The following is a 14,287-nucleotide window of genomic DNA, read 5'->3' on the forward strand; positions in this document are numbered from 1 at the left end:
CGCGGGCGTTCGGATCGGCCGCCGCCCATACGGCCCAGGGAGGCGGCTCATCCGCCCCAACCGCCACACCCGTTGCGGGAACGCGGCCGGATGACCACCGATTGGGTTTTCGGGCCGTCAGGGGCAAGACTGCTCTTGTGACGTCCCGTACCCCGCGCGACTCCCGACTCCGACTCGTCCCCCACCGGCCGATCGCCGGTGCCCGCCGGGCAGTGCCGCAGCGCGGCACCCGCCCCGCTCCACGACCACCGGAGGGCACCCCGCCACCCGCGGAACTTGCCCGCCAGGCACGGGCCTCGCTCGCCGGTGCCGCCCGCGTCGCCCGCTGGGCCGCCGCCGAGCCGAACGGTGACGCGGCGCTGCGGCCAGGGGCGTACGGCGCCCTGTCCGACGTGGCCGCCGACCGCGCGGCCACGGCCCTCGGCCTGACGCCCGCTCAGGTACGTACCGACTGGGACCGGGCCCGGCTCGCCGGCCTGATCGAGTTGCACGGCGGCGCCGCCCGGGCGGGCTGGCGGCTGCGCGCCTGGGACCGCGACGACTCGGCCGTGCTCCGCGGCTGGGTCGCGCTCTTCGACGCCTGGTCCATCGCCCACCCCTGGCTGCCGGACGACCGGAGCCCGCGCGGCCGGACCGACGCGGAGGCCACCCCGGCCGCCGTCGCCGAAGTCATCGAGGCCGTGCCGCAGTTGCTCTCGCTGTTGCAGCTCTCGGCGGGCCCCGTGGGCTTCCCCGCCCTGCTCGACCTGTTGCGCAAGCGGGTCGCGGAGCTGCGTACGGAGCGCTGCGAGGTCCCCTACGGCCAGCGCGCCCCGCAGCGCGGCGCCGCCGAGCCGGGCCCTCGCCTGGCCGCCCCGCCCGAGCCGCTGCCCGGCCCGCACGCCGGCCTCGACCTGGCCACGGCCGCGCCGCCGAGTACCGCGGCGGCGGGGGAGCGGGCCGGCGCGGGTGCGTCCGCCTGTGAGGTTCCCGAGTCGCTGCTGACCTGGGCGCTGGGCGGGCTCGCCGAGGTCGACGCGCTCGTCGTGCGCGACGCCGACGCCGTGGAGGACCGCGAGGCCGAGCTGACCGCGCTCGGCAACTGGGCGGTGTGGGTCAAGCTGGAGCAGATCTGCGTCGCCGCCCAGAGCCCCGCCGGCAACATCGAGCAGCCCGCCGAGGACATGCTGCGCGGCTGCGCCCAGCTCACCCCGGGCCCGGCCCGCGCCGAGTACCGCGCCTGGCTCGCCGCCCGCCCGGTGGGCAGCGCGGTCACCGAACTGCTCGACGCGGCGCGCGGCGACGACGCGCTGCTGCGCGGACTCGCCTTCGAGGCGCTGCGGGTGGTCGGCGCCCCGGCCGAGCCCGCGGTGCGCGCTGCCGTGGACGAGTCCCGGCTGCGGCCCTACGCCCTGCTCTGGCTTGCCGAACAGGAGGGCGCCGACCCGGAGGACACCCTTGAGGTGCTCACCCGCGAGGAGGCCACCTGGCTCTGGGTGGACACGGCGGCGGCGATCGCCGACCACGGCGAGATAAGACTGTTGGTGCGCCACCTCGAATCGGCCGTCCAGGGCACGGTTCCCGCGCTGCTGGCCGAGGTCCGCGAGGTCGGCCACCCGCGCACGGTCCAGGTGCTGGTGGCCCTGGCCGCCGCCCACCCCGACCCGGCCCTGGCCAAGGCGGTGCGGCGCGCCGCCTTCCAGGTGCACACGGGCGGTACGTGAGGGGGCCGGCCCGGGCCCGTCAGCCCCACCGACCGGGCCCGCGCCCGGCCATCCCGGCTCACGGCTCACGCCCGGCCATCCCGGCTCACCGCCCGGCTCTGGCCACCCCGGCTCACCGCCCGCGCCCGGCCGTGCCCAGGCACGGCCGGGCGCGGCCCGGCGGCTCAGCGAGCCGTGAGCCGTAGGCCGCCCCGAGAACCGCGCCCGCCCGCCGACCAGTCCGGTCGGCGGGCGCTTCGCGTTGCCGCGCCCCTGCGCGCGGCGGCTGCTAGCGGTCGGTGGCGTCGCCGGTGAGGCCGCTCGCGATCAGGTCGGCCAGCGCGGTGGTGGCCTCGGCGGCGGTGGTCCGCCCCCGGTTCAGCTCGGTGGCCAGCGCCTCGGCCGCGCCCAGCAGGCCGACGCAGCGGAGCTGGATCGCCTCCGGGGCCAGCCCGGAGTGCGGGGCGAACGCGTCGGCCATCGCCCGCGTGTAGCTCTCCAGCATCTCGTGCCGCGCCGCCTCCATCTCCGGGTCGCCCTTCAACGCGGCGGAGACGGCCGCGAACTCCGGCATGTCGGTGGCGCAGGCGAAGTACGCGGCGCTCAGGACGTCGGCGATCGCCTCGGCGGTCGGCGCGGCGGCCGCCAACGCCCGGGTCGACGCCGCGCGATGCCGTTCGTCCAGCCGCCGGTAGAGCGCGAGCAGCAGCCCGGCGCGGGTGCCGAAGTGGTCGTACACGATCGGCCTGCTCACCCCTGCCGCCTCGGCGAGGGTGACCAGCGTCAGACCGTCGGCGCCGCGGGCGCGTACGAGCCCGAGCGCCGCGTCGAGCAGTTGCTCCCGCCTGGCCTGCTTGGACAGCCGGGTCGGTGATGTGGCCATGGCTCCCTCCTTGCGTCTGCGGCCCAGTCTAGCTACAAAATGTAAGCTACGAAATGTAACTTAGGGCTTGGAGGCCACTGATGGAACAACGATCGGTGTTGATGCTGGGCGGATCGGGGCAGGCGGGGACGGAGACGGCCGCCTTGTTGCGGCGGTGGTACCCGACGCTGCCGCTGACGATCGCGGGCCGGGACCTGGACCGCGCGCGGCGGGTGGCCGACCGGCTCGGCGCCGCCACCGCCGGCCGCGTCGACCTGACGCGCGGCGACCTCGGACGCCCGGCCGACGAGAGGTACTCGGCGGTTGTCGCCGCGCTGTGGGACGAGCGCCTGCACGGGCTGCGGTACGCCCAGCGGCGCGGGCTGCCCTACCTCAGCGTCTCCAGCGGCCCGGTGGACATCGCGCCGGAGGTCGTCATGGGGGCCCAGAACGCCGGTGCCGCGCCCATCCTGCTGGCCAGCCACTGGTGCGCCGGCGCCCTCACGCTGGCGGTCTCCCACCTGGCCCGGGAGTTCGAGCGGGTCGACGCCGTCCGGATCGGCGCCGTACTGGACGAGCGGGACACCGGCGGGCCGGCCGGCATGGCCGACCTGGAACGCTGGTCCGCCACCACCTCCGCGGCCCTGGTGCGCCGCGACGGCGTGTTCACCTGGCTCCCCGCCCCCGACGCGCGGGCGGAGGTGATCGCCTCCGACGGGACCGCCGTGCCCGGCGCGTACATCGCCATCCTCGACGTGCCGAGCATCGCCCACGCGACAGACGCGCCGAACGTCCACTTCGCCTTCGCCGTCGGCGTCTCCACGAGCCGCCGCCGCGGCGGCCCCGCCTCCCTGGAGGTCCGCATCGACATCGAGGGCGCCGCCCCGGGCGGCGCGCCGCTCCGCGCGGGCCGCTACCTCACCCACGCGGCGGGGCAGCGCCCCCTGACCGCGCTCGGCATGGCGCTCGGCGTCGAGCGGCTGCTCGCGCTGCGCGGCGCCCCCGTACCGCCCGGCATCCACACCCCGGAGGCGCTGGTGGACCCGGCCCACGCGGTCGAACGGATGCTGGAGGGCGGGGCCGTCCTCACCGACGCGCCCGGCGCCGGGTAACCGCGCGGGCCGCCGGCCCCGCTCGCGCACGACCGGCCCGGCCAGGGCAGCCCGACCCGGGCGGCCCGACCGGTCGTGCGCGGGCGCGGGCGTCAGCCGGCCGTGGCCGGGGCGTACGTGCCGAAGCTCCAGACGTTGCCCTCGATGTCGCGCGCCATGTAGTCCCGCGAGCCGTGCGCCTGGTCCGTGGGCGGCATGAGGATCTCGGCGCCGTGCTCGCGGGCCCGTGCGTGGTGCGCGTCCGTGTCCTCGACGACCACATAGATCCCGGCCGGCCCGGCGTCCGCCATCGCCCTGGCGAACGCGCCCTCGGTGCGCCGGGAGCCGAGCATCACCGTGCCGTTGCCGTAGGCCAGTTCGGCGTGCAGGACCACGCCGCCGTCTTCCTCGTACACCGCCTGTCTGGTGAAGCCGAAGGCCGTCGTGAGCTGTGCGATGGCGGCCTGGGCGTCGCGGTAGAGGAGGGTCGGGTAGGGCGTCGGGCGGCCGGTGGCGGTGCCTGCCATGGTGATCACCTTCCGGGTGCTGGTGCTTCCGGGGCGCTGGGGCGGCGGCGCGAAGCGCCTCATGACTGTGACTCGCTTCACAGTCTGGCACCGGGGTACGACAACGCCGGGAGCGGCGCGTTCCCGTCCTACCCCCGGTAAAGCACTTGCCGCGCACCGCTACAGTGGACGGCATGGCCATTCTCCTTGCGCACTAGACGGCTTCCGCCCGGCCCCGCCCTCGTCGCTGGGGTGCGCCGTCCGCCGCCGTCGCCCGGAGCGCCGCGTGCGGTCGTGGTTGCGCGCCTGTCCCTTCCGCCGTCCGTATTCCGCCCTGGAGTCTTCCCCGTGATCACCGCCACCGGCCTTGAGCTGCGCGCAGGCGCCCGAGTTCTCATCGAGTCCGCCTCGTTCCGTATCGCCAAGGGCGACCGTGTCGGCCTCGTCGGCCGCAACGGCGCTGGCAAGACCACGCTCACCAAGTGCCTCGCCGGCGAGGGCACCCCCGCCGCCGGCACCATCACCCGCTCCGGAGACGTCGGCTACCTCCCGCAGGACCCGCGCACCGGCGACCTGGACGTGCTCGCCCGCGACCGCATCCTCTCCGCCCGCGACCTCGACGTCGTGCTGCGCAAGATGCGCGAGAACGAGGAGCGGATGGCCGGCGGCCAGGGCGCCACCCGGGAGAAGGCGATGAAGCGGTACGAGCGCCTGGAGACGGAGTTCCTCACCAAGGGGGGCTACGCCGCCGAGGCCGAGGCCGCCACGATCGCCGCCAGCCTCGGGCTGCCCGACCGCGTGCTCGGCCAGCCCCTGCACACGCTCTCCGGCGGTCAGCGCCGCCGCGTCGAGCTGGCCCGCATCCTCTTCTCCGACTCCGACACGCTGCTCCTGGACGAGCCGACCAACCACCTCGACGCCGACTCGATCGTCTGGTTGCGCGACTACCTCAAGACCTACCGCGGCGGCTTCATCGTCATCTCGCACGACGTCCAACTGGTCGAGACGGTCGTCAACAAGGTCTTCTACCTGGACGCCAACCGCGCCCACATCGACATCTACAACATGGGCTGGAAGCTCTACCAGGCCCAGCGCGAGGCCGACGAGCGGCGCCGCAAGCGCGAGCGGGCCAACGCCGAGAAGAAGGCCGCCGCGCTCAACTCGCAGGCCGACAAGATGCGCGCCAAGGCGACCAAGACGGTGGCCGCGCAGAACATGGCCCGCCGCGCCGAGAAGCTGCTCGCCGGCCTCGACGAGGTGCGGGTCTCGGACAAGGTCGCCAAGCTCCGCTTCCCGGACCCCGCGCCGTGCGGCAAGACCCCGCTGACCGCCGAGGGCCTGTCCAAGTCGTACGGGTCGCTGGAGATCTTCACCGACGTCGACCTGGCCATCGACCGTGGCTCGCGGGTGGTGATCCTGGGCCTCAACGGCGCCGGCAAGACCACGCTGCTGCGGCTGCTCGCTGGCGTCGAGAAGCCCGACACCGGCACCGTCACCCCCGGCCACGGCCTCAAGCTCGGCTACTACGCGCAGGAGCACGAGACGCTGGACCCGGACCGCACCGTCCTGGAGAACATGCGCTCGTCCGCGCCCGACCTGGACCTCGTGGACATCCGCAAGACGCTGGGCTCGTTCCTGTTCTCCGGCGACGACGTGGACAAGCCCGCGCGCGTCCTGTCCGGCGGCGAGAAGACCCGGCTCGCGCTGGCGACGCTCGTGGTCTCCTCGGCCAACGTCCTGCTGCTCGACGAGCCCACGAACAACCTCGACCCGGCCAGCCGCGAGGAGATCCTGGGCGCGCTGCGCACCTTCACCGGCGCGGTCGTGCTGGTCACCCACGACGAGGGCGCGGTGGACGCGCTCCAGCCCGAGCGCATCATCCTGCTGCCCGACGGCGTGGAGGACCTGTGGGGCCAGGACTACGCCGACCTCGTGGCCCTCGCCTGACGCCCGCGAGCTGGCCCCTCGGGTCGCGTGCCGCCGCTTGATCCAGATGTTCTGGATCATTCGGCCGAGACGTGATCCTTCATCTGGGTGAGAAGGGCTCATCTCCCGGCGTGCCGGCGCCACCCGCGCGTGCGCACGCAGAGTAGCGCTCGGCGATCGTCGGGAGCCCCGTTGGTGCCCTCCCTGACCTGCCGCTTCGCCGCGCACTCCGAATGGCCGCACGCGCGCCGACATCCGGAATTCCGCCTTCCAGCGGCCTTTCGGCCGCTCGCCGCCGGCAAGCCGGTCACGCGGACCTTGTCGAATGGGTGGCCAGGAGCGCGGCTAGGGGTGATCATGAGAGTCCCATAGCGCACTTCCCATGAGGAGGCACGGGTGGCCGAGACTCTGAAGAAGGGCAGCCGGGTGACCGGCGCCGCGCGCGAAAAGCTCGCGGCAGACCTCAAGAAGAAGTACGACTCCGGTGCGAGCATTCGAGCGCTGGCCGAAGAGACCGGCCGTTCCTACGGCTTCGTCCATCGAATGCTCAGCGAGTCCGGAGTGACGCTGCGTGGTCGCGGCGGAGCGACAAGAGGGAAGAAAGCCGCCTCGACCTGACTCATGCAGCGCGTGTCCGTCCCAGGTTCGAGCGCGCGTCACGTCGCCGCGGCGTACCGGTCACGTCGTCGGCGGCACCCGGTCGGTGGTTCGGTCGGCACGCTGGTTACTGTGCAGTTAACTTAAGGCCGCAGTGACCGCTGCCGACCGACCGGAGGCTTCAGTGACCCTGCTCGACACGGACGGCGTACGCCTGACCGTCGATGACGCCATCGCCACGGTGACCTTGACCAACCCGGCCAAGCGCAACGCCCAGACGCCCGCCCTGTGGCGGGCCCTGATCGAGGCCGGACGGTTGCTGCCGGGCACCGTGCGCGTCGTGGTGCTGCGCGGAGAGGGCAGGTCCTTCTCCGCGGGGCTCGACCGGCAGGCGTTCACCCCCGAGGGCTTCGAGGGCGAGCCGTCCTTCGTCGACATGGGGCGCGGCCCCGAGGCGGAACTCGACGCGACCATCGCCGCCTACCAGGAGGCGTTCACCTGGTGGCGGCGCAACGACATCGTCAGCATAGCCGCGGTCCAGGGGCATGCCATCGGTGCCGGATTCCAGCTCGCGCTCGCCTGTGACCTGCGCATCTGTGCCGACGACGCGCAGTTCGCGATGCGCGAGACGAGCCTTGGGCTGGTGCCGGACCTCGCGGGCACCCACCCGCTGGTCTCCCTCGTCGGGTACGCCCGCGCGCTGGAGATCTGCGCCACCGGTCGGTTCGTGCACGCCGAGGAGGCGGAGCGGACCGGGCTGGCCAACCTCGTGGTGCCGGCCGCCGAGCTGGACGCGACCGCGCGGGACCTGGCCGCCGCGCTGCTGGCCGCGCCGCGCGACGCCGTCATCGAGACCAAGGCGTTGCTGCGCGGCGCGTCGGACCGCACCTTCGACGAGCAGCGCGCGGCCGAGCGCGCCGCCCAGGGCCGCCGCCTGCGAGACCTCGCCCAACCGGCCGAGTAGCCCACAGCCGCCGCGCCGGCCGCCCGACGGCCGCGCTCGCGCTCGCGCGGTACGGGCCTCGGTCTCGCCTCCTCAGGCGCGGTCCGCCGTGCGCTCGGCGCTCGTAGCGCTCCCAGCGCTCTCGGTGGCCTCGGGGTTCTGCGGGCCCCGCCCGTCCTCCGGGCGCTCTCGGGTCGCCGTATCCGCCGCGTCCACGGCCGTGACCAGCACCGCGACCGTCACCGTGCCCGGGGCCTCGGCCAGCAGGGCGGCGCGGGCCCGTTCGCGTACGGCGCGGGCCACCTCGACCGCCCGGTGTCCCGCCGCCACGGCCACCTGCACCTGCGCGTGGCGGGCCGGCGCGGGGACGGTCGCCGTCGGGGTCTCGGCCTCGGTGGCGGCGCGCGGGCCCTCGATCCGTACCGGGCGGGTCAGACCGCCGAGCGCGGGCGCGAGCCGGGCGACCCCCGGCACAGCCGCGACGGCGCCGGCCACCCGGCCCTCGACCGTGGCGTCCGAGACCGGGCGGGCGGCGGACGGGGCCCGCCCCGCGCGCGGTCCGAGGCGGCCCTCCGCACCGGCCGGGCCGGCGCCGCCGGGCGCCTCGCCCGCCGGCCCGGCCCCGCCTGGCGGCTGCGTGGCGTGCGCCGCCCGCGCCTCGTCCAGCAGGCCCGTGACCTGGAGGTCCACCGCGCCGACGACCAGGCCGAGCCGGTCGGTGGCCACCGCGTACAGGGTCGCCCGCAGCCGCTCCGCCGACGTGGGCAGCGGTTGCTCCGCCGCCGCGAGGAACTCGCCCGCCACCCGCAGCGGCCCCGGCCGCAGCGCGGTCGGCGGCGCCGGAACGGTGGGCTCCGCCGCCTGGTCGGGGGCCAGCAGATCGATGTGCAGCGCGGTCACGCGGACCTCGGGAAGTTCCGCCGCCGCCGCGCGCAGCACGGCCGTGGCCGCGTGTTCCGTCACCCATGCCCCGTCGTGTTCCGTGCCGAGCGGCAGCAGCCTGCCGAGCCCCAACTGCTGCCGTACCGCCTGTGCCAACGCGTCTGCCACCACGGCCCGCCACCCTTCCCGCCGTACGGAAACTCCGTCACCCGCTGCCGCTCACCCTGCCGTACCGTGGCGCGCCGGCCGACCGCGACCCACCCGTCGCCGGCGCGTTCCCGCGACTGCCACGTCCCGAGCGCGGTTCGCCGCGCGCCCGCTTACGGTGACATGAGGAACGGTCAGGCCGCTCCCCTGAGGCTCCGCAGGAAGGGACATGGGCGATGACGGACACGACACAGAAGCAGCAGGCGGGAGGCGCGACTGCCCCGGGAGCTTCGACTCCCCGAGGTGGCGGGCCCCCGGCGTCCCGAGGCAAGACGACGATCGCCGACGGCGTGGTGGAGAAGATCGCCGGCATGGCGGCCCGCGAGGTGCCCGGCGTGCACGCCATGGGCAGCGGCTTCGCGCGCACCTTCGGGGCGGTGCGGGACCGGGTACCCGGTGGCGGGCGCTCCGTCACGCGCGGCGTCAAGGCCGAGGTCGGCGAGGTGCAGACGGCGCTGGACCTGGAGATCGTGGTGGATTACGGCGTCTCCATCGGCGACGTCACGCGCGGCGTGCGGGAGGATGTCATCTCCGCGGTCGAGCGGATGACCAGCCTTGAGGTGGTCGAGGTCAACATCGTGGTAAGTGATGTGAAACTGCCTGACGAGCAGGACGACGAGTCCGACTCGCGGCTCCAGTAGCCGGAGTGGACCGACCGGGCGCGGTGGAGGCAAGGGAGTACACGATGAGCATGGCCGTGGTCGGCCTGGCCGCCGGGATGGCACTGGGCTTCGCCGGATACTTCGGCGGCTTCGGGGCCTTTCTCCTGGTGGCGGCGCTGGGCCTGATCGGGTTCGTGGCAGGCAAGTTCCTCGACGGAGATCTGGAGTTGGGCGATTTCTTCCGCCCCCGCGAGCGCGACGGCCGACGGCGGTGAGGCCGCGTGGTGCGATCGGGTGAACGCGGCTCGACGCGGATCGCCGACCGGGTCATCGCGAAGATCGCTTCGCAGGCGGCCCGGGAGGCGCTCGGTGACGCGCGGGAGGTACGCGGGGCCGGTGGCAAGCCACCGCAGGCCGCCGTCGCGGTGCGCGACCGGCCGGCCCGCGACGGGCTGCGCGGCGAGGCCCGGGTGCGGGTCGCCGTCGAACTCGGCTACCCCTCGGACATCGGCGCCCAGTGCGGCGCCGTGCGTCGTCAGGTGAGCGGACGGGTAAGGGCGTTGGCGGGCATGGACGTACGGGACGTGGCCGTCACGGTCGAGCGCTTGCACGCGCCGGAGCGGACGGGCGTCGGCCGGGGGAGGACGCGGTGAGCAACGAGGAACCAGCCGCCGGCGAGGGCTCCACCGGCGGCGAGGGCGAGGACACCGCCGCGCGGCGGCCCGGCGGCGCCCCGGGGCGCACGCCCCCCGGCGGCACTGACGCGGCCAGCGACGCTGGTAGGTCCGGTGACGCGGGCCCGGTGGGCGAGACGCGTGCGGCCAGCGGCGCCAGCGCGGCGGGTGGCGCGGGCGCGGAGACCACCCGGCGACTGCCACTGCTGGAGAAGGACCCCACGGGCGGCGGCGCCACGCTCGCCAGCCCGGACGGTGACGCCGACGCGGACGAGGGCGGTGGTACCGGGCAGGAGCGGCGCGCCTCCGCCGCCAGGTACACGCCCGCGCGCGGCGAGCACGAGCGCGCGCGGCGCTTCTGGGCCAGCCGCCGGCTGCCCGCCGCGCTGCTCGCGCTGGTCGTGCTCGGCGCCGCCGGCCTGCTGCTCTACGACGTGGCGGCGGTACGGGCCGACCGGAGCGCGATGCGCTGGCGGCGCCGGCTCAGCGACGAGTTGGCCACCCGCCCGCTGGACGACCCCTGGATCGTGGCCGGAGCCTGCGTCGCGGTCGTCCTCGGCCTGTGGCTGATCATCCTGGCGCTCACCCCCGGCCGGCGCGGCGTGCTGCCGATGCGCCCCGACCCGCGGGTGCGCGCCGGGCTCGACCGCTCCGCGGCGGCGCTGGTGCTGCGGGACCGCGCCATGGAGGTGCCCGGCGTACGGACCGTCCGGGTGGACGCGGGGCGACGCCGGGTCAGGGTGCGGGCCCAGGCGCACTTCCGGGAGCTCGACGAGGTGCGTACCGACCTGGACCACGCGCTGGATGATGGCATCCGACAGCTCGGCCTGGCGCGCCGCCCCGGGCTGCGGGTCCAGGTCCGCCGGCCGACGAGGAGATGAGGCGGAAGATGGCGGCGAAGCCGGTACGGGTGGGGCGTTCCAGGGTGCGGGTCGTCAACCGGGTGCTGCTCGGCCTGGCCGGGCTGCTCCTGCTGGCGCTGGGGGCCGCCGTCCTGGTCGGCGGGCTCGACCTGCCGCGCCGGTGGAACTTCGGTCTGCCCGGGAGCTGGCCCTTCGACGGGCCCGACGACGTGTTGCTGACCCATGACGATCGGCGGCGTTGGCGGGACGAGGGTTGGTGGTGGCCCACCGTCATCGCCGCCCTCGCGCTGATCGTCCTGCTCACGCTCTGGTGGCTGCTGGCCCAGGCGCGGCGGCGGCGCCTGCGCGAGGTGCTGGTCGCCAGCGGCGAGGGGGAGGGCGCGGTGTTGCGCGGCCGGGCCCTGGAGGGCGTGCTGGCCGCCGAGGCGGAGGCGATGGACGGGGTGGACCGCGCGCGCGTCACGCTGCGCGGACGCCGCACCGCCCCGGAGGCCCGGGTGCGGCTCGTGCTCGCCGCACACGCCCAACCCGCCGAGACGCTGGCCCGGTTGCGGGCCGAGGCCCTGGAGCACGCCCGGGCGTCGGCGGGCCTCGACCGGTTGCCCGCCGAGGTCAGGATGCGCGCGGTGCGCCACCGGGCGGAACGGGTGAGCTGACGCGCCCCGCTCGCGCGCCCGGAGTCCACGGGCTCGGAGCTGACGTGCCCGGGCTCCGGGTGCCCGGCGCCCGCGCACCCGGAGCCCGGGCCGTCGGGCCGTCGCCGGGGCCGCCGCTCCTCGCCGCGAAGCGAGAAAGCGGCGGCGTCGTCGGAGCGGCGATCCCGGCCGGGGTTACAGGCCGCGTAGCGCCCCGCCGTCCACCGGCACCATGAGGCCCGTCAGGTAGGAGGCGGCCGGCGAGAGCAGGAACGCGGCGGTGCGGCCGAACTCCCGCGCGGTGCCGTAGCGGCCCAGCGGGATGTTCGCGACGTTGCGCTCGCGCGCGGCGTCCGCGTCGCCCGTCGACGCGTCCAGCTCCCGCACCCGGTCGGTGTCGATGCGCGCGGGCAGCAGGCCCACCACCCGGATGTCGCGCGGGCCCACCTCGTCCGCCAGCGACTTCGCGAAGCCGGCGAGCCCGGGGCGCAGCCCGTTGGAGATGGTCAGGCCCGGGATCGGCTCGCGCACCGAGCCGGAGAGCACGAGGCCGATCACGCCGCCGGCGGTCAGCTCGGCGGCCGCGGTGCGGGCCAGCCGCACCGCGCCGAGGAACACCGACTCGAAGGCCGCCTGCCACTGGTCGTCGGTGTTCCCGGCCGCCGAGCCGGCGGGCGGGCCGCCCACGCTGATGAGGATGCCGTCGAAGCGGCCGAAGCGTTCCCGGGCGGTGGCGATCAGCCGTTCGGCGGCGCCCGGGTCGGCGTTGTCCGCCGGCAGGCCGTACGCGTTCGGCCCCAGCTCGCGCGCGGCGGCGGCCACCCGGTCGGCGTCGCGGCCGGTGATCACGACCTTCGCGCCGTCGGCCACCAGTTCGCGTGCCGTGGCGTTGCCGAGGCCGCGCGTGGCACCCGTGACGACGTACACCCGGTCTTTGAGTCCAAGATCCATGGCCTCAGTCTGCCGTGGCCCGCCCCGACAGCGCGAGGGCGGTACCCACCAGGCCGATGTGGCTGAACGCCTGGGGGAAGTTCCCGAGTTGCCGACCGCGGTGGACGTCGTACTCCTCGGCGAGCAGGCCGACATCGTTGCGCAGCGAGAGCAGCCGCTCGAACAGGGTCGTGGCCTCCTCCGTACGGCCGATCAGGTACAGCGCGTCCGCCAGCCAGAACGAGCACACCAGGAACGGCGCCTCCGTGCCGGGCAGCCCGTCGACCGACGTGCCGTCCGTGCTGTAGCGGAGCAGCAGGCCGTCCTCGCACAGCTCCTCGCGGACCGCGTCCACCGTCCCGACGACGCGCGGGTCGTGCGGCGGCAGGAACCCGACCCGGGGGATGAGCAGCGTCGCCGCGTCCAGCTCCGTCGAGCCGTACGACTGGGTGAAGGTGTTCCGCTCGGCGTCGAAGCCCTTCTCGCACACCTCGCGGTGCACCTCGTCCCGCATGGCGCGCCAGCGGTCCGGATCGCCGGGCAGCGAGGGGTCACGCTCCATGGTGCGCACCGCGCGGTCGGCCGCGACCCAGGCCATCACCTTGGAGTGCACGAAGTGCCGACGCGGGCCACGCACCTCCCACAGCCCCTCGTCGGGCTCGCGCCAACGCGATTCCAGGAACTCCAGGAAGGCGTTCTGCAAGCTCCACGCCGTGGGCTTGTTCCGCAGCCCGAAGCTGCGGGCGAGGGCGAGGGAGTCGATGACCTCGCCGTAGATGTCGAGCTGGAGTTGGTGGACCGCGGCGTTGCCGATCCGTACCGGTGCCGAGCCCGCGTACCCGGTCAGCCAGTCGAGTTCCGCCTCGGGCAGCCGGCGTTCGCCGCCGAGCCCGTACATGATCTGCAGGTCGGCCGGGTCGCCGGCGACCGCGCGCAGCAGCCAGTCACGCCAGGCGCCGGCCTCCTCGATGTACCCGGTCCGCACCAGCGCGCTCAGCGCCAGTGTGGAGTCCCGCAGCCAGCAGTACCGGTAGTCCCAGTTGCGCACGCCGCCCAGCTCCTCCGGCAGCGAGGTGGTCGGCGCCGCGACGATGCCGCCGGTCGGGGCGTAGGTGAGCCCCTTGAGCGTGATCAGCGAACGCATCACGGCCTCGCGGTAGGGCCCCTGGTACGTGCACTTCGCGGCCCACTCCTGCCAGTCCTCGCGGCTCTGTTCCAGGGCCTCGTACGGGTCGACCAGGTCGGGCTGCGACTCGTGCGAGGGGTGCCAGGTCAGCACGAACGCCACCCGCTCGCCCGCCGCGACGGTGAACTCGGAGCGGGTGCTGAAGTCCTGCCCGTACGTGTGGACCTCGGGCACGCTCCGCAGCCAGACCGAGTCGGGGCCGGCGACGGCGACGCGGTGCCCGTCACACCGGCGCATCCACGGCACCACGTGCCCGTAGTCGAAACGCAGTCGCAGCACGCTGCGCATGGACACGTGGCCGGTGACGCCCTCCACGATGCGCATGACGTCGGGGGTCCGGTCGCGCTGCGGCATGAAGTCGTACACCCGGACGGAGCCGGTGGCGGTCTCCCACACGGTCTCCAGGATCAGCGTGTCGGGCAGGTAGGAGCGGCTCGCGCAGCGGGCGGGTACGCCGTCTCCGTCGTCGGTGGCGTTGGTGCCGTCGGAGCCGTCGGTGCTTGTCGTGTTCTCCGTGCCCTCGTCGGGGGCCGGCGCCAGGGTCCAGTGACCGTTGTCGCGGTCGCCGAGCAGCGCCGCGAAGCAGGCGCCGGAGTCGAAGCGGGGCAGGCAGAGCCAGTCGATCGAACCGTCCCGACCGACCAGCGCGGCGGTCTGGAGGTCGCCGATCACGGCGTAGTCCTCGATGGGTTGGGCCATGC

The 14,287-nt window shown here is 75.0% G+C and carries 15 protein-coding genes; 10 read left to right on the forward strand and 5 right to left on the reverse strand.

Features of this window, described 5'->3' with window-relative positions; all coding sequences use genetic code 11:
* The first annotated feature begins 137 nt into the window (after positions 1–137).
* The gene (locus H7H31_RS28055; protein WP_187064113.1) at positions 138–1,703 is read left to right on the forward strand and encodes a hypothetical protein; all 1,566 of its coding nucleotides are present in this window, start codon (positions 138–140) and stop codon (positions 1,701–1,703) included.
* A gap of 268 nt (positions 1,704–1,971) precedes the next feature.
* Here the strand turns inward: H7H31_RS28055 and H7H31_RS28060 are convergent, their stop codons facing one another.
* A complete protein-coding gene (locus H7H31_RS28060) occupies positions 1,972–2,565 on the reverse strand; it encodes a TetR/AcrR family transcriptional regulator (RefSeq protein WP_187064114.1) in 594 nt (197 codons plus the stop codon).
* Positions 2,566–2,645: 80 nt separating this feature from the next.
* On the opposite strand from H7H31_RS28060, the gene H7H31_RS28065 reads away from it, so the two are divergent.
* A complete protein-coding gene (locus H7H31_RS28065; protein WP_187064115.1) occupies positions 2,646–3,656 on the forward strand; it encodes a saccharopine dehydrogenase family protein in 1,011 nt (336 codons plus the stop codon).
* A gap of 92 nt (positions 3,657–3,748) precedes the next feature.
* Here H7H31_RS28065 and H7H31_RS28070 read toward each other — a convergent pair whose 3' ends face one another.
* Positions 3,749–4,162 (reverse strand): VOC family protein, encoded by a 414-nt coding sequence (locus tag H7H31_RS28070; RefSeq protein WP_187064116.1) that lies wholly within the window; start codon positions 4,160–4,162, stop codon positions 3,749–3,751.
* Between the two features lie 327 nt (positions 4,163–4,489).
* Here H7H31_RS28070 and abc-f point away from each other — a divergent pair, with 327 nt between their 5' ends.
* From abc-f to H7H31_RS28085, 3 genes are all read left to right on the forward strand, one after another.
* The gene (gene abc-f, locus H7H31_RS28075) at positions 4,490–6,088 is read left to right on the forward strand and encodes a ribosomal protection-like ABC-F family protein (protein ID WP_176160982.1); all 1,599 of its coding nucleotides are present in this window, start codon (positions 4,490–4,492) and stop codon (positions 6,086–6,088) included.
* A gap of 375 nt (positions 6,089–6,463) precedes the next feature.
* Entirely contained in the window at positions 6,464–6,685 is a 222-nt protein-coding gene (locus tag H7H31_RS28080) for a helix-turn-helix domain-containing protein (RefSeq protein ID WP_176160981.1), read from the forward strand.
* A 163-nt stretch (positions 6,686–6,848) separates the two neighbouring features.
* Positions 6,849–7,628, forward strand: a complete 780-nt coding sequence (locus tag H7H31_RS28085) for an enoyl-CoA hydratase/isomerase family protein (protein ID WP_187064117.1) — start codon at positions 6,849–6,851, stop codon at positions 7,626–7,628.
* Positions 7,629–7,700: 72 nt separating this feature from the next.
* Here H7H31_RS28085 and H7H31_RS28090 read toward each other — a convergent pair whose 3' ends face one another.
* Positions 7,701–8,657 carry a hypothetical protein gene (locus H7H31_RS28090; protein ID WP_308284313.1) on the reverse strand — a complete coding sequence of 319 codons (957 nt, stop codon included), beginning with the start codon at positions 8,655–8,657 and terminating at the stop codon, positions 7,701–7,703.
* Between the two features lie 215 nt (positions 8,658–8,872).
* Between H7H31_RS28090 and H7H31_RS28095 the strand changes: the two genes are divergently transcribed.
* From H7H31_RS28095 to amaP, 5 genes are all read left to right on the forward strand, one after another.
* Positions 8,873–9,337: an Asp23/Gls24 family envelope stress response protein gene (locus tag H7H31_RS28095; RefSeq protein WP_187064118.1), complete on the forward strand. Its 465-nt coding sequence runs from the start codon at positions 8,873–8,875 to the stop codon at positions 9,335–9,337.
* Positions 9,338–9,381: 44 nt separating this feature from the next.
* The gene (locus H7H31_RS28100) at positions 9,382–9,573 is read left to right on the forward strand and encodes a hypothetical protein (RefSeq protein ID WP_187064119.1); all 192 of its coding nucleotides are present in this window, start codon (positions 9,382–9,384) and stop codon (positions 9,571–9,573) included.
* 6 nt (positions 9,574–9,579) lie between these two features.
* On the forward strand, positions 9,580–9,951 hold the full coding sequence (locus H7H31_RS28105) for an Asp23/Gls24 family envelope stress response protein (protein ID WP_187064120.1): 372 nt from the start codon (positions 9,580–9,582) through the stop codon (positions 9,949–9,951).
* Positions 9,952–10,169: 218 nt separating this feature from the next.
* Positions 10,170–10,853 carry a DUF6286 domain-containing protein gene (locus H7H31_RS28110; protein ID WP_372456074.1) on the forward strand — a complete coding sequence of 228 codons (684 nt, stop codon included), beginning with the start codon at positions 10,170–10,172 and terminating at the stop codon, positions 10,851–10,853.
* 8 nt (positions 10,854–10,861) lie between these two features.
* Complete coding sequence (gene amaP / locus H7H31_RS28115) at positions 10,862–11,491, forward strand: alkaline shock response membrane anchor protein AmaP (RefSeq protein ID WP_187064121.1); 630 nt, start codon at positions 10,862–10,864, stop codon at positions 11,489–11,491.
* Positions 11,492–11,665: 174 nt separating this feature from the next.
* Here amaP and H7H31_RS28120 read toward each other — a convergent pair whose 3' ends face one another.
* Together H7H31_RS28120 and H7H31_RS28125 are read right to left on the reverse strand one after the other, a co-directional pair.
* Entirely contained in the window at positions 11,666–12,421 is a 756-nt protein-coding gene (locus tag H7H31_RS28120; RefSeq protein ID WP_187064122.1) for an SDR family oxidoreductase, read from the reverse strand.
* A 4-nt stretch (positions 12,422–12,425) separates the two neighbouring features.
* The gene (locus H7H31_RS28125; protein WP_187064123.1) at positions 12,426–14,285 is read right to left on the reverse strand and encodes a glycoside hydrolase family 15 protein; all 1,860 of its coding nucleotides are present in this window, start codon (positions 14,283–14,285) and stop codon (positions 12,426–12,428) included.
* Between the last annotated feature and the right edge of the window lie 2 nt (positions 14,286–14,287).

The organism is Streptomyces buecherae, assembly GCF_014295035.1.
Lineage (GTDB): Bacteria > Actinomycetota > Actinomycetes > Streptomycetales > Streptomycetaceae > Streptomyces > Streptomyces youssoufiensis.